Annotated in this window: 19 protein-coding genes; 15 read left to right on the top strand and 4 right to left on the bottom strand. The window is 64.2% G+C overall.

Annotated elements, in window-relative coordinates:
• Nucleotides 1–41: 41 nt before the first annotated feature.
• Complete coding sequence (locus tag HBB12_RS24425; RefSeq protein WP_236991745.1) at nucleotides 42–1,625, bottom strand: aldehyde dehydrogenase (NADP(+)); 1,584 nt, start codon at nucleotides 1,623–1,625, stop codon at nucleotides 42–44.
• Between the two features lie 224 nt (nucleotides 1,626–1,849).
• Between HBB12_RS24425 and larC the strand changes: the two genes are divergently transcribed.
• From larC to HBB12_RS24385, 8 genes are all read left to right on the top strand, one after another.
• Entirely contained in the window at nucleotides 1,850–3,154 is a 1,305-nt protein-coding gene (gene larC, locus HBB12_RS24420) for a nickel pincer cofactor biosynthesis protein LarC (protein WP_236991744.1), read from the top strand.
• Nucleotides 3,151–3,963: an ATP-dependent sacrificial sulfur transferase LarE gene (gene larE, locus HBB12_RS24415; protein ID WP_236991743.1), complete on the top strand. Its 813-nt coding sequence runs from the start codon at nucleotides 3,151–3,153 to the stop codon at nucleotides 3,961–3,963. The genes larC and larE overlap by 4 nt, the downstream gene beginning before the upstream one ends.
• A complete protein-coding gene (gene larB / locus HBB12_RS24410; protein ID WP_236991742.1) occupies nucleotides 3,960–4,637 on the top strand; it encodes a nickel pincer cofactor biosynthesis protein LarB in 678 nt (225 codons plus the stop codon). Before larE ends, larB begins: the two co-directional genes overlap by 4 nt.
• 22 nt (nucleotides 4,638–4,659) lie before the next feature.
• Nucleotides 4,660–5,778 carry an aldo/keto reductase gene (locus HBB12_RS24405; RefSeq protein ID WP_236991741.1) on the top strand — a complete coding sequence of 373 codons (1,119 nt, stop codon included), beginning with the start codon at nucleotides 4,660–4,662 and terminating at the stop codon, nucleotides 5,776–5,778.
• A gap of 93 nt (nucleotides 5,779–5,871) precedes the next feature.
• Nucleotides 5,872–6,072, top strand: coding sequence for a hypothetical protein (locus HBB12_RS24400; protein WP_236991740.1), 201 nt, complete (start codon nucleotides 5,872–5,874; stop codon nucleotides 6,070–6,072).
• Nucleotides 6,073–6,599: 527 nt separating this feature from the next.
• On the top strand, nucleotides 6,600–7,922 hold the full coding sequence (locus HBB12_RS24395) for a metallophosphoesterase family protein (protein ID WP_236991739.1): 1,323 nt from the start codon (nucleotides 6,600–6,602) through the stop codon (nucleotides 7,920–7,922).
• The gene (locus HBB12_RS24390; protein ID WP_236991738.1) at nucleotides 7,919–9,982 is read left to right on the top strand and encodes an ORC-CDC6 family AAA ATPase; all 2,064 of its coding nucleotides are present in this window, start codon (nucleotides 7,919–7,921) and stop codon (nucleotides 9,980–9,982) included. Before HBB12_RS24395 ends, HBB12_RS24390 begins: the two co-directional genes overlap by 4 nt.
• Nucleotides 9,979–11,016 (top strand): hypothetical protein, encoded by a 1,038-nt coding sequence (locus HBB12_RS24385; protein ID WP_236991737.1) that lies wholly within the window; start codon nucleotides 9,979–9,981, stop codon nucleotides 11,014–11,016. The genes HBB12_RS24390 and HBB12_RS24385 overlap by 4 nt, the downstream gene beginning before the upstream one ends.
• A gap of 89 nt (nucleotides 11,017–11,105) precedes the next feature.
• Here HBB12_RS24385 and HBB12_RS24380 read toward each other — a convergent pair whose 3' ends face one another.
• Entirely contained in the window at nucleotides 11,106–12,521 is a 1,416-nt protein-coding gene (locus HBB12_RS24380) for a pyridoxal phosphate-dependent decarboxylase family protein (RefSeq protein ID WP_236992878.1), read from the bottom strand.
• Between the two features lie 377 nt (nucleotides 12,522–12,898).
• Here HBB12_RS24380 and HBB12_RS24375 point away from each other — a divergent pair, with 377 nt between their 5' ends.
• A complete protein-coding gene (locus HBB12_RS24375) occupies nucleotides 12,899–13,222 on the top strand; it encodes a hypothetical protein (protein ID WP_236991736.1) in 324 nt (107 codons plus the stop codon).
• 191 nt (nucleotides 13,223–13,413) lie between these two features.
• A complete protein-coding gene (locus HBB12_RS24370; protein ID WP_236991735.1) occupies nucleotides 13,414–15,414 on the top strand; it encodes a PhoX family protein in 2,001 nt (666 codons plus the stop codon).
• Nucleotides 15,415–15,524: 110 nt separating this feature from the next.
• Here the strand turns inward: HBB12_RS24370 and HBB12_RS24365 are convergent, their stop codons facing one another.
• Nucleotides 15,525–16,718 (bottom strand): MFS transporter, encoded by a 1,194-nt coding sequence (locus tag HBB12_RS24365; protein ID WP_236991734.1) that lies wholly within the window; start codon nucleotides 16,716–16,718, stop codon nucleotides 15,525–15,527.
• Nucleotides 16,719–16,803: 85 nt separating this feature from the next.
• Here HBB12_RS24365 and HBB12_RS24360 point away from each other — a divergent pair, with 85 nt between their 5' ends.
• Entirely contained in the window at nucleotides 16,804–17,466 is a 663-nt protein-coding gene (locus HBB12_RS24360; RefSeq protein ID WP_442919313.1) for a TetR/AcrR family transcriptional regulator, read from the top strand.
• 145 nt (nucleotides 17,467–17,611) lie between these two features.
• Here HBB12_RS24360 and HBB12_RS24355 read toward each other — a convergent pair whose 3' ends face one another.
• Nucleotides 17,612–18,190: a cytochrome b gene (locus HBB12_RS24355; RefSeq protein ID WP_236991733.1), complete on the bottom strand. Its 579-nt coding sequence runs from the start codon at nucleotides 18,188–18,190 to the stop codon at nucleotides 17,612–17,614.
• A 175-nt stretch (nucleotides 18,191–18,365) separates the two neighbouring features.
• Between HBB12_RS24355 and radA the strand changes: the two genes are divergently transcribed.
• The 4 genes from radA (at nucleotide 18,366) to HBB12_RS24335 (ending at nucleotide 23,318) form a co-directional block, all read left to right on the top strand.
• Nucleotides 18,366–19,820 (top strand): DNA repair protein RadA, encoded by a 1,455-nt coding sequence (gene radA, locus HBB12_RS24350; RefSeq protein WP_236991732.1) that lies wholly within the window; start codon nucleotides 18,366–18,368, stop codon nucleotides 19,818–19,820.
• A 343-nt stretch (nucleotides 19,821–20,163) separates the two neighbouring features.
• Nucleotides 20,164–20,757 (top strand): CvpA family protein, encoded by a 594-nt coding sequence (locus HBB12_RS24345; RefSeq protein WP_236991731.1) that lies wholly within the window; start codon nucleotides 20,164–20,166, stop codon nucleotides 20,755–20,757.
• A gap of 279 nt (nucleotides 20,758–21,036) precedes the next feature.
• The gene (gene purF, locus HBB12_RS24340; RefSeq protein WP_236991730.1) at nucleotides 21,037–22,539 is read left to right on the top strand and encodes an amidophosphoribosyltransferase; all 1,503 of its coding nucleotides are present in this window, start codon (nucleotides 21,037–21,039) and stop codon (nucleotides 22,537–22,539) included.
• A 20-nt stretch (nucleotides 22,540–22,559) separates the two neighbouring features.
• A complete protein-coding gene (locus tag HBB12_RS24335) occupies nucleotides 22,560–23,318 on the top strand; it encodes an SDR family NAD(P)-dependent oxidoreductase (protein WP_236991729.1) in 759 nt (252 codons plus the stop codon).
• Nucleotides 23,319–23,544 lie beyond the last annotated feature (226 nt).

The raw sequence follows: 23,544 nt of genomic DNA, 5'->3' as shown, positions 1-23,544 counted from the left end.
CCGTCCCGGGAGGCGGCGAGGCCTCCCGGGACGGCGCGGGATCAGGCGCCCGGCGCCACGGCCTTCCCGTCCTGCCGCCGCCACAGCTTGAGCGGGTTGGCATCCTTCAGGGCGGCGGGCAGCAGGGACTCGGGCAGGTCCTGGTAGCTCACCGGGCGCAGGAAGCGATGGATCGCCAGGCTGCCGACCGAGGTGGTGCGGCCGTCCGAGGTCGCCGGGTACGGCCCGCCATGCACCATGGCATGGCCGACCTCGACGCCGGTGCCGAAGCCGTTGACCAGGATGCGCCCGACCCGGCGCTCCAGCACCGGCAGCAGCGCCCGGGCCGCGTCGTGGTCGGCCTCGTCGAGGTGGATTGCCGCCGTCAGCTGGCCCTCCAGCCGCTCCAGGACCGCCTTGATCGTCGCGAGGTCGGGGCAGCGCACCACCAGCGAGGCGGCGCCGAACACCTCCTCGGCCAGGGTATGGTCGGCGAGGAAGGCGTCCGCGGTCGTCGAGAACAAGGCCGCCTGGCCCTGGTGGGTGCCTCCGGCAAGCCCCCGGGCGAGCGTGGCCACGGCCGGGTTGGCCTCGAGCGCCGCGACGCCGGCGCAATAGGCCTTGTGGATGCCGGGCGTCAGCATCGTGGCGGCCTGGACTTCCTTGAGGGCGGCGGAGGCCGCCTCGACGAAGCCGTCGAGACCGGCACCCTCGACCGCCAGGATCAGGCCCGGATTGGTGCAGAACTGGCCCGAACCGAGGGTGAGCGAGCCGACGAAGGCGCGGCCGATGTCGCGGCCCCGTGCCTCCAGAGCCGCCGGCAGCAGGACGACCGGGTTGATGCTGCTCATCTCGGCATAGACCGGGATCGGCACCGGGCGAGCGGCGGCGGCCTGCATCAGCGCGACGCCGCCGCGGCGCGAGCCGGTGAAGCCGACCGCCGCGATGCGCGGATCGGCGACCAGCGCCTGGCCGACCGCGATGCCGGCATCGAGGAGAAGCGAGAACACGCCCTCGGGCAACCCGCATTGCTTGACCGCCGCCTGCACCGCGCGGCCGACCAGCTCCGAGGTGCCCGGATGGGCCGGATGGGCCTTGGCCACCACCGGGCAGCCGGCGGCGAGCGCGGAGGCCGTGTCGCCGCCCGCGACCGAGAAGGCGAGCGGGAAGTTCGAGGCGCCGAACACCGCGACCGGGCCGACGGCGATCTGGCGCAGGCGCAGGTCCGGGCGCGGCAGCGGCTTGCGCTCGGGTTGCGCCGGGTCGACCCTGGCCTCCAGGAAGCCGCCGTCGCGCACCACGCCGGCGAACATCTTCAGCTGCCCGACGGTGCGCCCGCGCTCGCCCTCCAACCGGGCGCGGGGCAGGCCGCTCTCGGCCATGCAGCGCACGATCAAGTCGTCGCCGACGCCCAGGATGGCCTCGGCCACCGCTTCGAGGAAGCGGGCGCGGTCCTCCAGCGACGTCTCGCGGTAGGTGTCGAAGGCCGCGGCGGCGAGTACGCAGGCCCGCTCCACGTCGGCCGGGGTCGCCGAGGCGAAGGCCGGCTCCAGGCTGTTGCCGGTGGCGGCCTCGACGGCCCGGAAGGTCTCGCCCTCGCCCCGGCGGGCGGCGGCGCCGATCAGGTTCTCTCCGGTGATGGGCATGGGTCGCGTCCTCTCCTGTATTTGCGGTGTTGAGCGGGCTTATGCCCCGGCGGGCGGCGGGTGATCCACCGGGCAGGCTGGAAAAACCGGTCTCGTGAGGAGATTCCGCGAGAAAAATCCGCGTCGTCCGCGCTGCGACCGTCTGTCCGGGGCGCTTGCCGTCGGCCCCTGCGGGCCGATGTGCCCCCGACCGGCATCCGGTCGATGCCGGGACGAAGGACGCGATGCAGATTCATCTCGACGCCGTCGGCGGAGTGGCCGGCGACATGTTCGCGGCGGCGCTCCTCGACGCCTTTCCGGAGCACGAGGCGGGGGTGCGCGAGAGCGTGGCGCGGGCAAGCCGCGGCCGCACGACTTGCGCGCTCCTCGCCCATGGCGACGGCGTGCTCCAGGGCCGGCGCTTCGCGGTCACCGTCCCCGAGGGCGAGGCGCCCGACCGGCCGGCGGACGCGGACGATCACGGCCATCGTCACGGCGACCATCACCACGATCACCCTCATCACCCCGACGACCATCACGGCCATCACCATCACGGCGGCCACCCCGCGCACCGGCACTGGTCCGCGATCCGCCGCGACCTGGAGGCGAGCGGGCTGTCTCCGGCATCACTCGCCCACGCTCTCGCGATCTTCGGGCACCTGGCCGAGGCCGAGGCGCGGGTGCATGGCATCCCGGTCGAGGACGTGGCGTTCCACGAGGTCGGGGCCTGGGATTCGATCGCCGACATCGTGGCGGCGGCGCACCTGATCGACGCGATCGGCGCCACCCGCTGGTCGGTCTCGGCGCTGCCGCTCGGCTCCGGCCGGGTGCGGACCCAGCACGGGCCCCTGCCGGTCCCGGCGCCCGCCACCGCGCTCCTGCTCGAAGGCTTCCTCACCCTCGACGACGGCGTGCCGGGCGAGCGCGTGACCCCGACGGGGGCGGCGATCCTGCGCCATCTCTGCGAAGGCCAGCCCAGGACGAGCGGCCCGCGCCGGCTCCTGCGCAGCGGGCTCGGCTTCGGCACCAAGGTGCTGCCGGGCCTGAGCAACGTGCTGCGGGTGCTCGCCTTCGAGGAACAGGGCGAGACGGGTTCTCCCGGTCACCGGGAGCTCGGCATCATCGAGTTCGAGGTCGACGACCAGTCGGCGGAAGACCTCGCCATGGGACTCGACCGGCTGCGGGCGCACGACAAAATCTTCGACGTCGTGCAGATGCCGGTCTTCGGCAAGAAGGGCCGGATGATGACCCATGTCCGGGCGCTCGTCCGGGCCGACGCGATCGAGGAGGCGATCGAGGCCTGCTTTCGCGAGACCACGACGATCGGGCTACGCCATCACACCGTCTCGGGCACCGCGCTCAGGCGGCGCCTCGACACCGTCGAGGTTGGGGGCAAGACGGTCAGGGTGAAGAGCGTCGCGCGGCCGGGCGGGCGCACCGCCAAGGCGGAATCCGACGATGCCTTGGCGACGGAGGGCCACGCCGCCCGCCAGTCCCTGCGCCGCGAGGCCGAGCGTCGGGCCTTGTCGCTGCCGGAGGACGAGCGATGAGCCCGCCCCTCGAAACCGTCCTGTCCGGCCTCGGGCCCATCGCCGTCGCGGTGAGCGGCGGGGTCGACAGCCTGACGCTGGCGACGATCGCGCATCGCACCAGCCCTGAGCCGCCCCTGATGGTCCACGCCGTCTCCCCCGCCGTGCCGGGCGAGGCGACCGCGCGGGTGCGGGCGGAGGCCGCCCGCGAGGGCTGGGCCTTGCGGGTGATCGAGGCCGGCGAATTCGCCGACCCGGCCTATCGCGAGAATCCGGTCAACCGCTGCTTCTTCTGCAAGACCAACCTCTACGGGGCGATCCGGCAGGTGACCGACCGCCAGATGGTATCCGGCGCCAATCTCGACGATCTCGGCGAGTACCGCCCCGGCCTCGACGCCGCCCGGGAGCACGGGGTGCGCCACCCCTTCGTCGAAGCCGGGTTCAGCAAGGCGATGGTGCGGGCGCTCGCCCGCGACCTGGGCCTCGGCGCGGTGGCGGAACTGCCCGCCGCCCCCTGCCTGTCGAGCCGGGTCGAGACCGGCATCCGCATCGAACCCGAGACCCTGGCCTTCATCCACGCCGTCGAGCGGCTGGTGGGCGAAGACCTGACGGTCACGGGGGCGAAGAGCGCCGTGCGCTGCCGGGTGCGCGCCGCGGGCATCGTGGTGGAACTCGACGCGCAGAGCCTCGCCGGCCTGACCGAGCCGGCACGAAGCGATCTCGGCCGCCGCATCGCCGCCCGCGCCCCGGCTCGGCTCGCCGCGGCGCCGATCTCCTTCGCACCCTACCGCACCGGCAGCGCCTTTCTGGTCGGAGGGCCGGCGCGGTGAACTTGAGCGACGAATTCACCCTCGACTTCGCCCGCAACGAACGGATCGGCCTCGACGAGGCGGTCTTCGCCGCCGGCAAGTCGCCGGCCCAGATCGACGCCATCCTGGCCGCCGCCGACGAGCGCGGCGCGCGCTTTCTCGTCACCCGCCTCGACCCGGAGCGCCATGTGGCGCTGACCTACCGCGACCGGCTCGATTACTGCCCGGTCTCGCGCACCGCCTTCTTCGGCGCGGCGAGGCCCGTCGTGGGCCCTTCCCGCATCGCCATCGTGGCGGCCGGCACCTCGGACGTGCCGGTGGCCCGCGAGGCCGAGCGGACGCTGGCCTATCAGGGCCATGCCACCACGCTGATCGCCGATGTCGGCGTCGCCGGCTTGTGGCGGCTGACCCGGCGGATCGAGGAGATCCGGGCCCATCCGGTCGTCATCTGCGCCGCCGGCATGGATGCGGCCCTGCCGAGCGTGCTCGGCGGCCTCGTCGCCGGGGCGGTGATCGCGGTGCCGACCTCGGTCGGCTACGGCGTGGCGCAAGGCGGGCGCGCCGCCCTCGACGCGGTGCTGGCGAGCTGCGCCCCCGGCATCGCGGTCGTCAACATCGACAACGGCTACGGCGCGGCCTGCGCGGCGATGCGCCTGCTCCACGCGGCACACCGGCTCGCGGAGGCCTCCCGATGACCCTTATCTCAGGAGAATCGCCATGGAACGTCGCAGCTTCCTGCAAGGCGCCGCCCTCGGGGCCGGTCTCGCCGTCTCCGGCAGCGCGGGGGCGGCTGTGAACAACGCCCCGCCCCCTCCCCTGCCGGGCACCCGGCCCGCCGACCCGGCCGATCTGCCGCTGGTCACCGATCCGGGCGAGCGCCGGGGCGAGATGCTCTACCGTCCCTTCGGACGCACGGGCGAAACGATCTCCGCCATCGGCATGGGCGGCTTCCATCTCGGCAAGAGCGCGGTGACCGATGCCGAGGCGACGCGGCTGATGCATGAGGGCATCGACCGCGGCATCACCTTCATGGACAATTGCTGGGACTACAACGAGGGCCGCTCGGAGGAGCGGATGGGCATCGCCCTCGAGCAGGACGGGTATCGCAACAAGGTCTTCCTGATGTCCAAGATGGACGGGCGGACCAAGCAGGAAGCCATGAAGCAGATCGACCAGTCGCTGCGCCGCCTGCGCACCGACCGGATCGACCTCGTCCAGCATCACGAGATCCTGCGCTACGACGACCCCGATCGGGTCTTCGCCGAGGGCGGCGCCATGGAGGCGTTCGTCGAGGCCAAAAAAGCCGGCAAGCTGCGCTATATCGGCTTCACCGGCCACAAGGACCCGCGCATCCACCTCCAGATGCTCGAAGTGGCGGCCGAGCGCGGCTTCCACTTCGATTCCGTGCAGATGCCGCTCAACGTGATGGACGCGCATTTCCGCAGCTTCGGCCACCTCGTGCTGCCCTATCTGGTGCAGAACGGCATCGCGGCGCTCGCCATGAAGACCTTCGGCGACGGGGTGATCCTGAAGAGCGATGCGCCGATCAAGCCGATCGAGTACCTGCACTTCTCGCTGAATCTGCAGACCTCGGTGGTCATCACCGGCATCCAGAACCAGCGCGACCTCGACCAGGCCTTCGAGGCGGTGAAGACCTTCACGCCGATGGACAAGGCGACGGTGGCGGAACTCCTGTCCCGCAGCCGCCCCTACGCGCTCGAGGGCAAGTACGAGCTGTTCAAGACGAGCGCCACCTTCGACGGCACCGCCAAGAACGCCGCCTGGCTCGGCGAGGACGTGCCGGGGGTGAAGACGCTGGCGCCCACCATGGAGTGAGGGCGGCGTTTTACGACACAACCATGACGGCTGCCGGCGCGTTGACCCAGTGTTGTCACGCCGGCAAGACCCTGCCGAGACTGAGGCCGTCTCATGAGCGACACGACCGTTCCTCACCGTAACCCGTCCGCCGAACTCCACACCATGAACGAGCGGCTGGCCGCCTGGGCCGCCTGCGCCACCGAGGACAGCCCGGCCCTGATCGAGCGCTTCGAGGCGATGGGCTACGCCGTGCGGGGCAAGACCCGCGAGGAGGTGGAGGCGGCGTTGCGCTGCCCGCCGGACCAAGGGTGAGCATCTTTGCGCTTGACAAGAACCGCCAGCCAGTATTGAGACCATAGACGAGATTCGCTGCATTGCTGTACGAACGTATTTCGGCGCCTTACGAGATATTTTTTCACACAGTCATGTTAATCGATCGGCTATTTCACAATAATGTTTGGACTTTCGAAGTCCGATTGCATTGATGCAGGTATTCTGCTAGATCTTACATACGATTTTTTACAGATTATGATTAAAATTTTGTACATTTTCTCCCCAACGGTCAAAAACGAATGGTGTATTCGCCTATTCAAAAAAGTGTGTGATTTTGTATTTGTATAATTATATTTATTTAGTATAAGATATATTTAGCAAGAAACTAGTGAATTAGTTTTTGTTTTTATTCATAGTTGAACGAATACAAATTGTGACGCGATCAGATTTCCAGTCGAAGATGCATGTTGGCTGCCTATTGCCTTTTCCAAATTTCTGGAAGATAACATTTAAAGGAGTGAATGATATAAATTTGTTGTGACATTCAGGCGGTGAGGAGAAAAAAATTGCGCAATCGGCCGCTTCGTATTCTACAAATCGGAGATATTCATTTTCCTGAAGCTATTTCCAATCGTCCAGACGCTGATTTGAAAAGAGACCCGTTTGATATTTCTGATGAAATTGCGCCGATAGGCCTGCGAATCCAGAAAATATCCGAATCTTTCTCACAGTATGAAGAGCAGTATTTTGATGCTATTGCTTTTATGGGAGATTATACAACTGGCAATCCCGATCTATTATCTCAGATGCAATCAATGGAGGAGTGCATAGACTATCTCGATAGAAATGTTATTAAAATTTTACTTGGAAAACACGGTCATGCGAGATCTATTTTCGTGCCGGGAAATCATGACGTTGATAGAACGAAATGTCCGTCAAGCTCCGGAGATAGATATGGAAAGTTTCAATATTATATAGAAAAGATTGGTAAATATGGCTATGCTCATAACTCCGCCGAAAATATCTCGGTAATCACTGCAAAACAAGGAGAGTTGTCGGCATTCATATATGGGATCAATACCTGCATCGGCTGCGGAGAATTTTTATCGTTCCCAGACTCCATGCGAGCCGAGCTTTCAAATAGACTGAAAGATATTCTAAGATCGACGTCTGATAAACAAATCGACGACGCAGTAAATAGTTTTATGGATTTGACAGAGCGGCTCGATGCACCACTAATCGACTCGAGCATTCTTCACAAACTTGATAATTTGATTATTCGCAACTCTAATGAAAACCCCTCTTCGGTACATGTAGTTGTTGGTCACCATAATCTACTACCTCAGACTGTTCCTCGTATTGCCCTTTTTAGTGAATTAATGAATTCAGGGGAACTTAGATCTTTTTTAGCAAGCAAGGATGATCCAATTATTTATCTCCATGGTCATATTCATCAAGACCCTATTGAAGTCGTATTTAGTCAAAGCAATCCAACCAGTTGCGTCATATCAATTTCGGCGCCTGAGTTTATCAATGGATATAATGTATTAGAAATTCACTTTTCAGAAGACGGTAGTCCGTTAGGTCTTGTGATAAACGCCGTAAGACAAGACTCAATAGGAAAAATGACTCGCTTGGAGCCTAGAAGAATCCCCTTCAGGCAGGGGCCACACAGAATTGCCGCTATAACGGAACTTGCTCGAAGGATGTTTCATGATACATTTGCCAGTAATTCGCAGTTGCATTTTGGCGATGTATGCAAAAAATATCCCCTTGAACCGGAAGATGCTATCGAACGGGCATTACTTGAGCTTGAATGGCTCGGATTAGTGCAAATCGCCAATCGAAATCGAGCGTCTAAACGGTGGAACATAGGCAGCGCGATATGAGCAAGACACCACCTAGGAGCAATCCATTTACAGCGCACAGATGGGAAACTGAGATATCACACAGGATATGGATACCGCCCGAAATATCAAAAGTTGCATCGCCTAAAGCATGCCTTATAAGCGGACTTCGCGGCACAGGCAAGACCGCGCTTTTAAACTGCCTAGATCCTTTAGCAAGCATCAATCATAATCATTGGTTTCTGAATCCGGATGATAGGCCTGAAAATTGCTTAGGTGTGTATATAAATATAATCGCTGAGTTTACAGAATTTTTGCCGCTTCAACTCGATGGTATATATAGCGAACAAAAATTATTATTATCAAGTGATATTAGTATACATAGTCAATGGTTCAAATCATATTTAATATTCACATGCCTTATAAAGGTTTTGAACTCGATAGACGAATGTCGAATTGCTGGCATCTTGCAGTACAATGCATATGACGAAAACGGCTTTGTATCAGGATTTTTATTTTTATTGCGTCAGCATTTTTCGCAAGAAGTCGACTTAACGTCTGCAAAAACGATTTTGGAATGCGGGTCTATTCTTTCAAAAATTTGTATGAGTATGAGAATTAACAGTATCAGATTGCGTCCAGAGCGTATACTGCGGTTATTGGAATATGTTGACCCCGTTAAATTTTATCGCGATTTCTGTCAAATGATTAGTGATAGCGCAATACTTCGTGGGACTGGTATTTCCAAGCATATAAAAATCTCTCTTGATGATGTGCATAGATTTGGCAAGAATGAACAGGGTCTACTTAACAGCATTATTGAGATAAATACATCTCCTATAACTTGGAATTTATCATACGTCACAGGAGGTTACGATCCATCTCTGTCGCCAGACAGCTCTTCGCCCCTCACACACCATGATGTTGAATTGGTTGATTTAAGTTACAGAGATAATCCAAGGAACTTTTGGCGGCTGTGTCAAAAAATATATGATATAAGAACTTACAGTAGAGATACAGATGACCATGAACCTCATAGATCTAATTATGCAAAACTTCTAGGCAATCTAAATATCAGTATGCTGTTTTCAGACCTTGTAGACAATACGAGTAGCAATGCATTTCGAGAGCGGCTACTGAAAAACGTAGAATATGTTGCACAAAAATTGGCGGATAAATCGAGTGGGTTGCGCGGAGCTCGCTGGAACACCCATAAAATCAACAAAATGAATTATTTATATCATACGTATATTTTTAATATACTATTTGCCGAAGACAAGGGCCGATTTGAGCAATTTCTGGCTATACGTAATCCAGCTGGTGTAGATAACTATTTTCGACAAAAAAATATTGCTGCCTTGGTCTGCGCCGCTAACGAGTTAAGTCGGCAAACTCCCTATGCGGGAAAAAATGCGTTGATACTTTTAGCTGATGGTTGCATACGAGACTTCCTCCGGATACTTTCTGTTTTGTATGATTCTGTTGCCGAAGATTATCGAGATCGGAAAAGGTCGCTAATTCCTTTTTTTAATTTAGAAGACGGACGACATATACCAATCGATAAGCAAACAAAATGCTTTCGCGAAGCAAGCCGCACTTATCTTGAGCAAGTGGACAATGCGACTGACCGAATTGGGCGTACATTGGCGCGCATTGTAAATGGTGTAGCTGAGTTAAATAGGATGCTGCAGTCAAAAGATAAATTTCGAGCATTATCTCAGCCGGAACGCGGGGCGATTCGACTGGACTTCTCCGAGTACATGTTGCTAGACGAAGAAAACACTATAACTTTGATCCGAAAAGCTTTGGCAAGGGGGCAAAATACAGGATCTATTCGTGTCATTGAAGGAGAATTTAGATCTCACGGAAATATATCGGAGACAAACGAAGTAACATTCAGGCTTCATAGGTTAATAGCTCCGATATATAATTTTTCTTCACGAGGGCCACAAAGAAGTGTGCAGGTACCTTTATCTGATTTTATCATTCTAACGGAAAGTGTGCAATTTGATAGCCGCCATTGGGCAGAAAAAATTTTGAAAATCTTGGAAGAAAAATCTGCGAATAGCGCTTCCGATCTGAACCAGCAGGATTTGATATGATGAAGATAAACGGTGGAGATGCATTTTCATCACATAGAATCGGCTGGTACGATTTATATGAAGATACAATCGAAAATATATCGCCATATGATAACATTTACGCTTGTGGTATATTGTCACCTAGATATATTCATTCTGAATATACGTTAGAATGGATCAATCAGTTAAATTTTTACAAATGTGGCGTTAATCTAGGCTACAATATAAATCAAAATGGCTTGGTCGTCTACTCAGATCGAATTAATCAAGAATATTTCCGCTGGTCCGATTCAGAAAATACAATGATTTTTGCCAAAGAATTCCAGCAGATGCGGCATTTTTTCGACAAAAATCTTCGTAATTTTTCTGGAAAAAGAAGAAGAGTTTTAATCGACGCGACGGCAATAAGTAAAATAGCCCTCTCATCAATAGTTGGAATGTTGGTTCGCACAAGGGCTGTCTCTGGTATTGATATCTTATATCAGCAAGCTGATTACCAATATAATGGTCTTTGGCTTCATGATGTCTATGCTGCAGGGCCCTTACATCATGATATTAATGATATCGATTTTTGCTTTTCGGCCGTTCCATATTCCGAAGGAAAGTATAAACCAAATTTACCAAGACATATTATACTTTTATGCGGTCTAGATTTTCAGCGAACAATAGCTAAAATTAGAGAACTTGAGCCAGCCCGGATCGATTTAATTATCGAAGACGAGGCCGTGAGAGATAGTAAAAGCTTTGCGTCTCTACAGAGCTTGTGTAGAAATTTAGATATTGACCCAGATGGCATATTAAAAACAAAAAGATGGAATTTAAATGAAACGATTAAGCTGATTGATCTAGCTATTTCGCGTATAAACCGGACCAATATTCACTCGATTATAATTAGTGCAGGCGGAAAACCTTTCGCTACGGCTGCAACATTACACAGCATATTGAAATCGGAGTGCCCACTGCTTGCAACTGTTCCTGATCGCGTCGTCCACATGCAGCGAATGCCTTTAAACAAATGTAAATTATATCGCCTGGATGACCGAACCAGCGTTTGAATTTTGTTGCATATGAATTTAATCAAAAACAATAAGTCAAAAATATGAAATTTATTTTGAACCGACGTAATTGTTATAAGTTGGAAGGCTTACGTGCATCCGCTGCGCGCGATCTCCCGCACCGCGTCCCACGCCATCATCACGTCCGCCCGCGTCGTCGTGGTCTGGCCGACCTGGAAGCGGATGACGAAGCGGTTCGCGTGGCGGGTCTGGGTCAGATAGGTGCGGCCGTCGTCGTTGATGCGCTCCAGAAGGCGGGCGTTCAGCGCGTCGAGGTCGAGGACACCGGCGGGCGCGTAGCGGAAGCTGAACAGCGACAGGACCGGGGCCGAGGTCAGCTCGAAGTCGGGATCGGCGTCGATGATCTCCGCCAGCTCCCGCGCCCAGGCGACATGGGCGCGGATCATGTCCTGCAACGCCTCGACGCCGTAGGAGCGGATCACGAACCACAGCTTCAGCGCCCGGAAGCGGCGCCCGAGGGGAATCGACCACTCGTTGTAATCGACGACGCCGTCGCGGCCGAGCGTGCGCAGATAGGAGGGGCGAAGGCCCAGCGTGTCGGTGAGCGCCTTCGGGTCGCGCACGAAATGGGCCGAGCAGTCGAAATGGGTGAACAGCCACTTGTGCGGGTTGAACACCAGACTGTCGGCAAGCTCCGCGCCGCGCATCAGGTCGCGGAATTCGGGGCAGATCATCGCGCTGCCGGCCCAGGCGGCATCGACGTGGAGAAACACCCCATGCCGGCGCGCCACCGCGGCGACCGCCTCGATCGGATCGCAGGCGCCGATGCCGGTGCCGCCGAGACACGCGACGATGGCGGCAGGCCTCAGCCCCGCCTCGCGGTCGGCTCGGATCGCCGCGTCGAGGGCGTCCGGGTCCATGCCGTGGAGGGCCCCCGAGACCGGGATCCGCACCAGGTTGGCGTCGCCGATGCCGGCGATGCGCACCGCCTTGTCGACCGAGGAATGCACCTGCTCGGAGGCGTAGACCCGCAACACCGGCCCGCCGGCGAGGCCGTTCGCGTTGCCGGTGAAGTCCAGCGCCCGCTCCCGGGCGGTGAGGAGGGCGGCGAGCGTCGCGCCCGAGGCCGAATCCTGGATCACGCCGGAAAAGTCCTGGGGCAGCCCGATCATCTGGCGCAGCCAGTCCATCACCCGGGTCTCGAGCTCGGTCGCCGCCGGCGAGGTCTGCCAGAGCATGCATTGCGCGGCGAGCGCCGCGGTGACGAACTCCGCCACCAGGGAGGGCGGGCTGGCATTGGCCGGGAAATAGGCGAAGAAGCGCGGATGCTGCCAATGGGTCATGCCCGGCATCACCACCCGGTCGAGGTCGGAAAAGATCGCCTCCATCGGCTCGCCCGCCTTAGGCGGGGCCTCGGGCAGCTGGCGAAAGATCTCGCCCGGCGCCACCTGCGCCCGCACCGGCCGCTCGCCGACGCCTGACAGGTAATCCACCGACCAGTCGGCGGCCCGGCGCGCCCAGGCTCGAAACGTCTCGTCGTCCATGGCGTCGGCACTCCCTCCCGCCGGCCCGGTCTTCCGGTGCCCGGCCGGCTGTCTAGCAGCTTTCGGCCGGAGCGCCTTCCCGTCCAGGCCGGCCATCGCGGACTGGGCCATGGGGCGGTGGACACCGGATCCGACAATCGATCCCAGCCTCTGGGACACTTGAGGGCACGGTCGAAGCATGTCACGATCAATCGAGACCATACTATTTACGGTTGTTTAACCAATTTTAGGTTGCGCGAGGTGCGGCACATCTTTTGAATGCAGGATCATGGTGAATCGCGCGGAACAATTCTTCGGTATAGGGAATTGCCGGCATTCGCGTCGATATCTCCCAAGCCGTCATGTCAGCTCACAGCGGGAAGATTTAGAGGAGCACGATGTTCGGGCGAGGCACCCAGACGAGACCGGCCGGCACGCTGACGAAGCGCCATCTCCGCGTGCAGAGCGACGGGCTCGATCAGGATGGCTGCCTGATCTATCTCGGCGATCAGTTGGTCTCGCTGCTGATCCGCCTGCAGCCCGGCACCGCCGCCGCGCCGGAGCAGCGCCACAAGTGGCGCGTGGCGGAGACCTACGGCCCCGGCGAGGCGCTGGCCCGCGCGCCGCTCTTCGACACGCCCGACGCGGTGATCGACTGGATCGCCCGCCGTCTGCCGCACCCGGCCCCAGCTCCCTGGCTGGACGCGCATCTGCTGCCGTGAGGCTCGCGCCCGGGAGCACCGATTCTGTCGCAGGACTTGCTCTGTCGCAGGACTTGCTCTGTCGCAGGACTTGCTCTGTCGCAGGACTTGGCAGCCCGACGGCGGGCGCCCCGCCGAAAACTGTCATCCGGGCGCCATGGTCCCTAAGGTAAGCGTCCGGTTTGATTCGTGATGTGCGCCGAGGATGCCCGATGACACAGCCGTCGCTGAACCGATCGCAGCAGGCCGAGGCATCCGAGGATGCCGGCTCGAACCCGAGCGCCAACCCGACCCTCGGCGCGATCGTGGCCCGGCGCTTCGACCGGCGCGAGATTCTTCGCGGGGGGGTGACGGGAGGTTTGGCCGCGAGTCTCGCCGTCTCGGCGATCTCCGCGACCCTGGCACCCCGGGCGGTCGCGGCGGCAGCCTCCGAGACCTTCCCGTTCCGCGAATTGCCGGCCGGCGCCGACGAGCGCCACCACGTGGCGGACGGCCACGACGCCGAGGTGCTGATCCGCTGGGGCGATCCGGTCCTGCCCGGCGCGCCGGCCTTCGACCCGCACAGGCAGTCGGCCGCCGCGCAAGGCATGCAATTCGGCTACAACAACGACTTCCTGGGGTTCTTCCCGCTGCCGGGCGCGGGCGATCCCGCCGGCCACGGCCTCCTCGTCGTCAACCACGAATACACCAACGAGGAGCTGATGTTCCCCGGCCTCGGCCGGCAGGACGGCAAGGCGGCGTTCGCCGGCATGAACCGCGACCTCGTCGACATCGAGATGGCGGCCCATGGCGGCTCGGTGATCGAGGTCAAGCGCGAGGACGGGCGCTGGCGCGTGGTGCCGAACTCCCGCTACGCCCGCCGCATCACCGCCATGACCCCGATGCGGCTCGCCGGCCCAGCCGCCGGCTCGGCCCGCCTGCGCACCGGCGCCGACCCGGAGGGGAAGACGGTCTTGGGCATGCTCAACAACTGTGCCGGCGGCGTCACGCCCTGGGGCACGTGGCTGACCTGCGAGGAGAACATCAACTACTACTTCCAGGGCCGCCTGCCGGAGGGCTCGGCGGAAGCCAAGATCGAGGCCAGGAACCACAAGCGCCTCGGGATGCCGGGCAACCTCTACGGCTGGGCCCGCTTCCACGACCGGTTCGACCTGGGCAAGGAGCCCAACGAGCCGAACCGCTTCGGCTGGGTGGTCGAGATCGATCCGTTCGATCCGACGAGCGTGCCGGTGAAGCGCACCGCCATGGGCCGCTTCAAGCACGAGGGCGCCGCCGGGGCCTTGGCCAGGGACGGCCGCTACGTCGTGTTCCAGGGCGACGACGAGCGCTTCGACTACGTCTACCGCTTCGTCACGACGGACGCGGTGAACACGGCCGACAAGGCGGCCAACCGCGACATTCTCGATCACGGCACGCTGTCGGTCGCCCGCTTCGACGCGGACGGGCGCGGCACCTGGCTGCCGATCGTGTTCGGCGAGGGCCCGCTGACGCCGGAGAACGGGTTTCGCGACCAGGCCGACGTGCTGATCGAGACCCGCCGGGCCGCCGATCTGCTCGGCGCCACCAAGATGGACCGGCCGGAGGACGTCGAGGCCAACGTCAAGACCGGCAAGGTCTATGTGATGTTGACCAACAACACCCGCCGCAAGGCCGACCAGGTCGACGCGGCCAATCCGCGGCCGGACAACCGCTTCGGCCACATTGTCGAGCTGTCGCCCGCGGGCGGCGACTTCGGGGCGAAGGACTTCGCCTGGGAGGTGCTGGTGCGCTGCGGCGACCCGTCGGTCGCGGCAATCGGCGCCACCTTCTCGTCGGCGACGACGAAGGACGGCTGGTTCGGCATGCCGGACAATTGCGCCGTCGACGGAGAGGGCCGCCTCTGGGTCGCCACGGACGGCAACTCGCCGTCGAAGACCGGGCGCGCCGACGGCATCTGGGCGATGGAGACGGACGGGGCCCGCCGCGGCACCGCCAAGCACTTCTTCCAGGTGCCGCTGGGGGCCGAGATGTGCGGCCCCTACTTCGCCCCCGACGACACCACCTTCTTCGTCGCCGTGCAGCATCCCGGCGAGGCCGACGAGGAGGACCCGACCGCGCAGCCAGCCACCTTCGAGAACCCGGCGACCCGCTGGCCCGATTTCGACCCCGCCCTGCCGCCGCGCCCGGCCGTGGTGGCGATCACGAAAAGGGGTGGGGGACGCGTGGGGACTTAAACCCCCTCCCCCTCGGCGGCTCGGCAGAACTGCATGGCGCAGCTCTGCTGAGCTTCTGGCTTTGGCATCATTTTTGTTGCCGAACCGGTGACCACTTCGGCGAACGATGCCTATGCCACCACCAGGCCCCGCCCCGACCGGGCCCGCATCACCGCGAGCCCGCCCAGGCTCACCACCAGGACCGCCGCCGCGTAGAGGTCGGCGGTGGCGGCAAAGCCGAGGGTGCGGGCGAGGAATCCGGCGCCGACCGCCGGCAGGCTGAAAGCGAGGTAGCTCTGGACGTAGAAGGCGGCGAGCAGCCCGGCGCGCTCGTCGGGCTCGGCGAGCGGCATGATCGTGCCGAGGCAGCCGAGGAAGCTGGCGCCGAAGCCGCTTCCGGTGACGAGGGTCGCGAGGATCAGCACCGGCACGCTCGCCGCATGGATGCCGGCGACGACTCCGACGACGCCGAGAGCCGTGGTGAGCACCCCGAAGGTCAGGTTGGCCTGCGGCGCCGCCGTGCGGCGCAGGAGCACCGAGACCGCGCCGGCCACCATCAGGGCGGTGACGACCGAACCGCCGGTGAGCGGCGCGCCGCTGCCGGTGGCCGCCGCGACCACCGAGGGCACCAGCGAGAGGTAGAAGCCGCCGAGCGTCCAGTTGGCAAGGTTGATCGGCGTCACCAGCGCCAGGGGCCGCCGGATCCGGGACGGGACGGCCATGCGGGGCTTGAGCGAGGCGAGGGCGCCGGGCCGCGTCGCGGCGCTCTCAGGGATAGACCACACCGCCAGCGCCAGCCCGGCGAAGATGCAGAGCAGGAGGCCGTAGACGAGGTGCAGCGGCAGCGGCGCATACTGGATCAGCGCGCTGGTGCCGATCGCGCCCACAGCCATGCCGGCGAGCGGCGCCACGGCGTTGACGATCGGCCCGCGGGTGCGATCCACATCGACGAGGGCGGCGCCCAACGACGCGGCGGCGATGCCGGTGGCGAGCCCCTGGGTGATCCGGGCGACGACGAGCCAGCCGGCCCCGTTCCCGACCAGCAGGAACAGGCCCATCGCTGCCGCCTCGAGCCAGAGCGCCCCGGCAATCACCGGGCGGCGCCCGAGATGGTCGGAGAGCGAGCCGGCGACGAGAAGCGCCTTCAGCAGGGCGACCGCGTAGACCGCGAAGACCAGGGTGACGAAGACCGGCGAGAGCGCCAGGGTCTCCTGGTAGATCCGGTAGAGCGGCGTCGGGGCCGCCGCGGCGGCGAAGAACGCGCCCAGCGTCATGGCGTGGACCGTGAGCGGGTCGACCCGCCGGGATCCTTGACCTTCGCGCATCGTCATGCCCCTAAAGCAAATCCGTTGCGTTAAGAGTTAGCGCTCCGGCGGGCTAAAAGCAAATTCTTTGCGTTTGGAGGGTGGGATGGCGGAGCGGGAGGGAGGGCCGCGCCCGGGCGGGCGCAGCGCACGGGTCCAAGCCTCGGTCCATCGTGCCACGCGGGATCTCCTTGCCCGGATGGACCGCGCCGCGGTGACGATCCCGCTGGTCGCCGCGGAGGCCGGCGTCACGCCCTCGACGATCTACCGGCGCTGGGGCGAGTTGAACGACCTGCTCGCCGACGTGGCGGTCGAGCGGCTGCGGCCGGACATGGTGCCGGTCGAGACCGGCAGCGGCCGCGGCGACCTCCTGGCCTGGGCCGAGCAATATGCCGAGGAGATGGCCTCGCAGCTCGGCCGCGAGATGATCCGCGACGTGCTCGCCGCCGATGGCGAGGCCGGCCCCCGGCGCTGCTGCGGCTATGCCCGGCAGCAGATCGCCGTCATCGCCGAGCGCGCGGCGGCGCGGGGCGAGGCGTTTCCGGATCTCGACAGGGTGCTGGACCGTGTCATCGCGCCGATTCTCTTCCGCATCCTGTTCGACGAGGCGCTGGTGGCGGATCGGGTCGGGGCGTTGGTGGAGAATGCGTTTTCCGCCGGTGCCTGGACGGATATGGCGCGTATTTCTCCTCTCCCCGCGGGCGGGGAGAGGGCTGCTGACCCCTCGTCGGGTCAGCAGCAAGCGCAGGCGCAGCCGGAGCGAGGGTGAGGGGGTGTTTCCGGAGGAGCCACATTCGGCACTTCCCCCTCACCCCCGCCCTGCGGGCTCGCTGCGAACCCGACAAGGGGTTCGCAGCCCTCTCCCCGCCCGCGGGGAGAGGAGGGCACCTGCGCTTTACTCGTATCGAATCACATCACGCCGACCGCGCCTCATCCCCGCCCACCCGCCCCGGCCACATCCGCCCCATCACCTCGTCGCGGCGGATCCAGGCGTGCCAGGCCACGGCGAGGACATGAAGGCCGAGCACGATCCCGAGCCCCCAGGCGATCCAGTAATGCGCGCCGTAGCCCGCCTGCGACAAAGCCTTGTCGACCGGCACGAGGCGCGGGAACGAGAAGACGCCGAACCACGGCAGGCCGTAGCCGCCCGCCGCCGAATAGACGTAGCCGCTGACGGGCAAGAGCAGCATCAGGGCGTAGAGGGTCAGATGCGCCAGCGTCGCGGCGATGTGGGCGTGGCGCGACGGCGGCGCACGATAGGCCGGCTCGCCGGCGACGAGCCGCCAGACGAAGCGGAGCGGCAGGAGCAGCAGCACCGTCAGGCCGATCGACTTGTGGATGTCGAGGATCTCGCGCCGCGGCGAGGTGCCGGGCACCTGCCAGGCGGCGTAGATGCCAAGCCCGAGCGCCACCACGATCAGCGCCGCCATGAGCCAGTGGAAGCCGCGCTGGACGCGGTCGTAGTGGTAAGGTCGACCGGTCCGGGCCATCATCCGCATCCATCGTCACGATAAGGCCTGGCTTTCGCCGGGGATTGGGACGCGAGCGCGGCGGGTTCGTGTCTGAACGGTCGCTGGCGCGCGGTTGCAACGGCGTGCCCCTCGGGACATATCAGGAACACACCCAGGAGGCCGGCGCGCGGCCTTCAGCCCCGGAGATCAGCCGCCGATGGCGAAGAACCACCAGACCTTCGCCTGCCAGTCCTGCGGCGCGGTCTACAATCGCTGGCGCGGCCGCTGCGAGGCCTGCAACGGCTGGAACACGATCGTCGAGGAGACCGGCGCGGCAAGCCCGGTCTCCGGCCCGGTCGCGACCCGGCCGAGCCGGGCGCGGGGACGCATCTTCCCGCTCGAAGGGCTGACCGGCGAGGTCAAGGAGGCGCCGCGCACCTCGTCGGGCATCGCCGAGCTCGACCGGGTGACGGGCGGCGGCTTCGTGCGCGGCTCGGTGATCCTGCTCGGCGGCGATCCCGGCATCGGCAAGTCGACGCTGCTGATGCAGGCTTCCGCCGCGCTGGCGAAACGGGGTGAGCGCGTCGCCTACATCTCGGGCGAGGAGGCGGTGGGCCAGGTGCGCCTGCGGGCCGAGCGGCTGGGTCTCGCGAGCGCCCCCGTCGAACTCGCCGCCGAGACCAATGTCGAGGACATCATCGCCACCTTGAGCCAGGGCAAGCCGCCGGCGCTGGCGATCATCGACTCGATCCAGACGATGTGGACCGAGACGGTCGAATCGGCCCCCGGCACGGTGACCCAGGTGCGCGGCTCGGCCCAGAGCCTGATCCGCTTCGCCAAGACCTCCGGCACCGCCGTGATCCTGGTCGGCCACGTCACCAAGGACGGGCAGATCGCCGGCCCCCGCGTCGTCGAGCACATGGTCGATGCGGTGGCCTCGTTCGAAGGCGACCAGGGCCACCATTTCCGCATCCTGCGCGCGGTCAAGAATCGCTTCGGCCCCACCGACGAGATCGGGGTGTTCGAGATGACCGACGGGGGCTTGGCCGAGGTGCCGAACCCCTCCGCCCTCTTTCTCGCCGGGCGCGACCTTGCGGCGCCGGGCACCGCGGTCTTCGCCGGGATGGAGGGCACGCGGCCGCTCCTCGTCGAGATCCAGGCCCTGGTGGCGCCGTCCGCACTCGGCATGCCGCGGCGCGCGGTGGTCGGCTGGGACCCGAACCGCCTGTCGATGGTGCTGGCGGTGCTGGAGGCCCATGGCGGCATCCGCTTGGGTGGCCACGACGTCTATCTCAACGTCGCGGGGGGGTTACGCATCAGCGAGCCCGCCGCCGACCTCGCGGTGGCCGCCGCCCTGGTCTCCTCGCTCTCGGGCTCGGCCCTGCCGTCGGACGCGGTGTATTTCGGCGAGGTCGGCTTGTCGGGGGCGATCCGGCCGGTGGCGCAGGCGCCCGCGCGGCTGAAGGAGGCGCAGAAGCTGGGCTTTGCCAAGGCGCTGATGCCGCAGGGCCGCGAGGGCGCCGGGCGGGACGGGTCCGGGACGGGGTTTCCGGCGGAGTCGCTTCGCCACATCGCCGACCTCGTGGCGGGGGTCGCCGCCAGCGGCAAGCCGGTCCGGGGCGGGCGGCGCCCGCCGCAGCGGATGCCGGCCTATGACGACGAGGATGTTTGAGCGCTTGCCCATTGCCGAGATGAGAACAAGTGCCTCGCTTGCCGTCCCACCCGCGACCTCATCCTGAGGTGCCGGAGCGAAGCGGAGGCCTCGAAGGAGGGCTCCAGAAGCCTCAATGCTACCGGGAGCCCTCCTTCGAGGCTCACTTCGTTCGCACCTCAGGATGAGGTCGCGCGTGGGATAGAACCGGTCGATCGGCCCGAATGGGCCCCGCCCCGCGCCACGGGCACGGGCTCTGCCAACGGCAGGGTGACGAAGCGCATCCGGCAGCGTATACAACCCCGGCGGTGCAGGGCAGCCGCGACCCGAGCCAACGCGCACGCCCCCGAACCTGTTCCTGCCGATGCCGTTCTCCGTTCTCGATCTCGTCGTGCTGGGTGTCGTCGTCATCTCCGCGTTGCTCGCGGCGGTGCGGGGCTTCACGCGCGAGGTGCTGGCGATCGTGGCCTGGGTCGCGGCGGCCGGCCTCGCCTGGACCCTGCACCCGCTGCTACTGCCGACCGTGAAGCAGCACGTCTCCAGCGACACCGTCTCGCTGGTGGCGTCGATCGCCGCGATCTTTCTCGTGACCCTGCTGGTGGTCTCGGTGATCACCGTGAAGATCTCGGACCTGATCCTCGATTCGCGCATCGGCGCGGTCGACCGCAGCCTGGGCCTCGCCTTCGGGGCGGCCCGCGGCTTCCTGATCTGCGTCATCGGCTGGGTGTTCCTGGCCTGGCTGGTCCAGGGCAAGGTGCCGGACTGGGCCCAGCAGGCCCGCAGCCGCGAGATCCTGGAGAATAGCGGCCAGAAGCTGGTGGCGATGCTGCCGGACAATCCGGAAGGCCTGCTCAAGCAGTTCCGCAAGCCCAAGCCCGAGACCGATCCGGGCACCGACGCGCCGGCCGAGGCCGATGCCCCGCCCCAGCGCCGGACCGATGCCAGCCCGCGCCGCTGAAGCCGGGCCACGGACCGTTCACCAGGATGTTGCAAGGGCGCCCGACCGGCGCCCTTTGCATGTGAGGTAGGCCGCGCAACGCAGGTTTGACGCCTTGGTTCCGCCGAAGGCAGCGTTTACATAGCCGGCGGTGAGGCAACCGATCGGACGCGACGCTTCGGATGCGGGCGGCCCGAAACCTGCCTCCCGGGGTGAATCAGGCCCGCGCGCGGATGGTGTCGGTGCGCGGGGTCGGCGAGGCGAGGCCGTGCGGTGACCGGCCACCAGGGGCTTCTCATCATGTCAGCACGCAGCGAAACCTTCCGGGGCGCCCCCGGGGCGAGCGAGGCGTTCGGCGGCGATCTCGATCTCGACGGCGATACCTTACGCGAGGAATGCGGGGTCTTCGGCATCTACGGCCATCCCGATGCCTCGGCGATCGTCGCGCTCGGTCTGCACGCCCTGCAGCATCGCGGCCAGGAGGCGGCCGGCATCGTGTCGTTCGACGGCCGGGTGTTCCATTCCGAGCGCCGCATGGGCCTCGTCGGCGATTCGTTCTCCGACCTCGCCACGATCGAGCGCCTGAAGGGCGAGACCGCGATCGGCCACGTCCGCTACTCGACCACCGGCGAGACGATCCTGCGCAACGTGCAGCCGCTCTTCGCCGAGCTCGAGACCGGCGGGCTCTCGGTCGCCCATAACGGCAACCTGACCAACGGCCTCTTGCTGCGCCGGCAACTCGTGCGCGACGGCGCCATCTGCCAGTCGACCTCCGATACGGAAGCGATCCTCCACCTCGTCGCCCGCTCGCGCCACGTCCGCATCGTCGACCGGGTGATGGATGCCCTGCGCCAGATCGAAGGCGCCTACGCCCTCGTGATGATGACGAACAAGAAGCTGATCGGCGCCCGCGATCCCCTCGGCATCCGCCCGCTGGTGCTCGGCGAACTCGACGGCCGCTACATCCTGGCCTCCGAGACCTGCGCGCTCGACATCATCGGCGCCCGCTTCGTGCGCGACGTCGAGAACGGCGAGATGGTGGTGATCTCGGAAGAGGGCATCGAGTCGATCCGCTTCGCCCGGGCGCAACCCTTGCGTCCCTGTATCTTCGAGTACATCTACTTCGCCCGCCCCGATTCGGTCGTCAACGGCAAGAACGTCTACTCGGTGCGCAAGAACATCGGCGTCGAGCTGGCGAAGGAATCGCCGGCCGAGGCCGATATCATCATCCCGGTGCCGGATTCCGGCGTGCCGGCGGCGCTCGGCTACGCCCAGCAGACCGGGCTGCCCTACGAGCTCGGGATCATCCGCAACCACTATGTCGGCCGCACCTTCATCCAGCCGACCCAGTCGGTGCGCGAGCTCGGCGTGCGGATGAAGCACTCGGCCAACCGCGCGGCGGTCGAGGGCAAGCGGATCGTGCTCGTCGACGACAGCCTGGTGCGCGGCACCACCTCGGTGAAGATCGTCCGGATGATGCGCGAGGCCGGCGCCCGCGAGGTGCATTTCCGCATCGCCTCGCCGCCGATCACCCATCCCGACTTCTACGGCATCGACACGCCGGAGAAGGAGAAGCTGCTCGCCGCCACCCACGACCTGGAGAGCATGCGCCAGTATATCGGCGCCGACTCGCTCGCCTTCCTGTCGATCGAGGGGCTGTACCGGGCGATGGGCGAGGAGGGCCGCAACGCGTCCTGCCCGCAATACACAGACCATTGCTTCACCGGCGACTACCCGACGGCGCTGACCGACCTCGCGGTCGCCTCGCCGCGCCGGATGGCGATCCTCGCCGAGGCCGACTGAGCCCAAGGCCCGCTGACCCGATGTCCGACACCCTCCTCCCCCCAAAACCCCTCGCCGACCGCATCGCGGTCGTTACCGGGGCCTCGCGCGGCATCGGCCGCGCGGCGGCCCTGGCGCTGGCCGCGGCCGGCGCCCACGTGATCGCGGTCGCCCGCACGCAAGGCGCCCTCGAGGATCTCGACGATGCCGTGCGGGCGGCGGGCGGCTCCGCCACCCTCGTCCCCCTGGACCTGTGCGACTACGACGCCATCGACCGCCTCGGCGCCGCGATCCACGAGCGCTGGGGCCGGCTCGACGTGCTCGTCGGCAATGCCGGCGTGCTCGGCAAGCTGATGCCGCTCGGGCACGTCGACCCGAAGGTCTGGTCGAGCGTCATGGACGTGAACGTCACGGCGAACTGGCGCCTGATCCGCTCCCTCGACCCGCTGCTGCGCCGCTCCGATGCCGGGCGGGCGGTGTTCGTCACCTCCGGCGCGGCCTCGTCGTGCCGGGCCTATTGGGGCCCCTACGCGGTGTCGAAGGCGGCGCTGGAAGCCCTGGTGCGGACCTACGCGGCTGAGACCGAGACGACGCCGGTGCGGGCGATGCTGCTCAATCCCGGCCCCCTGCGCACCGCGATGCGCAAGGCCGCGATGCCGGGCGAGGATCCGGAGACCCTGCGCACCCCGGAGGACCTGGCGCCCCACATCGTGCGGCTCGCGAGCCCGGACTGGACCGAGAGCGGGACGATCTTCGACTTCCCGACCGGCCGGGTGCTGACGCCGCAGAAGCCGGCCTGAGCCAAAAGCCGCCGCGTGTCGTCACGACCGGCATCGCCGTCCGGGACGACACTCCCTCGGCGGTCGGGCGCGCGCCTGTCCCGTCGGGCGGGCCCGCCTCGTCTCGACACGGACAGGCCTGCGGCGGGATTGCGCATTTTATGCTCGCCGCAGAAGCATCAAGGATCGTCTGAACATTCATCGCTCATTGCAAAATTCGAGATGCGGACTCTCGTGCTGTCTCGGC

The organism is Methylobacterium sp. SyP6R (genome assembly GCF_019216885.1).
GTDB lineage: Bacteria > Pseudomonadota > Alphaproteobacteria > Rhizobiales > Beijerinckiaceae > Methylobacterium.
Note: the sequence above shows the minus strand (reverse complement) of the source record. Positions and strands in the feature narration are given on the sequence as shown.

Bases quoted from the DNA above. Each gene is read 5' to 3' on its own strand.
- HBB12_RS24425 (WP_236991745.1), bottom strand. From the start codon at position 1,625: ATGCCCATCACCGGAGAGAACCTGATCGGCGCCGCCGCCCGCCGGGGC.
- HBB12_RS24365 (WP_236991734.1), bottom strand. From the start codon at position 16,718: ATGCGCGAAGGTCAAGGATCCCGGCGGGTCGACCCGCTCACGGTCCAC.
- HBB12_RS24380 (WP_236992878.1), bottom strand. From the start codon at position 12,521: ATGGACGACGAGACGTTTCGAGCCTGGGCGCGCCGGGCCGCCGACTGG.
- larC (WP_236991744.1), top strand. From the start codon at position 1,850: ATGCAGATTCATCTCGACGCCGTCGGCGGAGTGGCCGGCGACATGTTC.
- HBB12_RS24370 (WP_236991735.1), top strand. From the start codon at position 13,414: ATGACACAGCCGTCGCTGAACCGATCGCAGCAGGCCGAGGCATCCGAG.
- purF (WP_236991730.1), top strand. From the start codon at position 21,037: ATGTCAGCACGCAGCGAAACCTTCCGGGGCGCCCCCGGGGCGAGCGAG.
- HBB12_RS24390 (WP_236991738.1), top strand. From the start codon at position 7,919: ATGAGCAAGACACCACCTAGGAGCAATCCATTTACAGCGCACAGATGG.
- HBB12_RS24355 (WP_236991733.1), bottom strand. From the start codon at position 18,190: ATGATGGCCCGGACCGGTCGACCTTACCACTACGACCGCGTCCAGCGC.
- HBB12_RS24360 (WP_442919313.1), top strand. From the start codon at position 16,804: ATGGCGGAGCGGGAGGGAGGGCCGCGCCCGGGCGGGCGCAGCGCACGG.
- HBB12_RS24400 (WP_236991740.1), top strand. From the start codon at position 5,872: ATGAGCGACACGACCGTTCCTCACCGTAACCCGTCCGCCGAACTCCAC.
- HBB12_RS24385 (WP_236991737.1), top strand. From the start codon at position 9,979: ATGATGAAGATAAACGGTGGAGATGCATTTTCATCACATAGAATCGGC.
- larE (WP_236991743.1), top strand. From the start codon at position 3,151: ATGAGCCCGCCCCTCGAAACCGTCCTGTCCGGCCTCGGGCCCATCGCC.
- HBB12_RS24405 (WP_236991741.1), top strand. From the start codon at position 4,660: ATGGAACGTCGCAGCTTCCTGCAAGGCGCCGCCCTCGGGGCCGGTCTC.
- HBB12_RS24375 (WP_236991736.1), top strand. From the start codon at position 12,899: ATGTTCGGGCGAGGCACCCAGACGAGACCGGCCGGCACGCTGACGAAG.
- HBB12_RS24335 (WP_236991729.1), top strand. From the start codon at position 22,560: ATGTCCGACACCCTCCTCCCCCCAAAACCCCTCGCCGACCGCATCGCG.
- HBB12_RS24345 (WP_236991731.1), top strand. From the start codon at position 20,164: ATGCCGTTCTCCGTTCTCGATCTCGTCGTGCTGGGTGTCGTCGTCATC.
- radA (WP_236991732.1), top strand. From the start codon at position 18,366: ATGGCGAAGAACCACCAGACCTTCGCCTGCCAGTCCTGCGGCGCGGTC.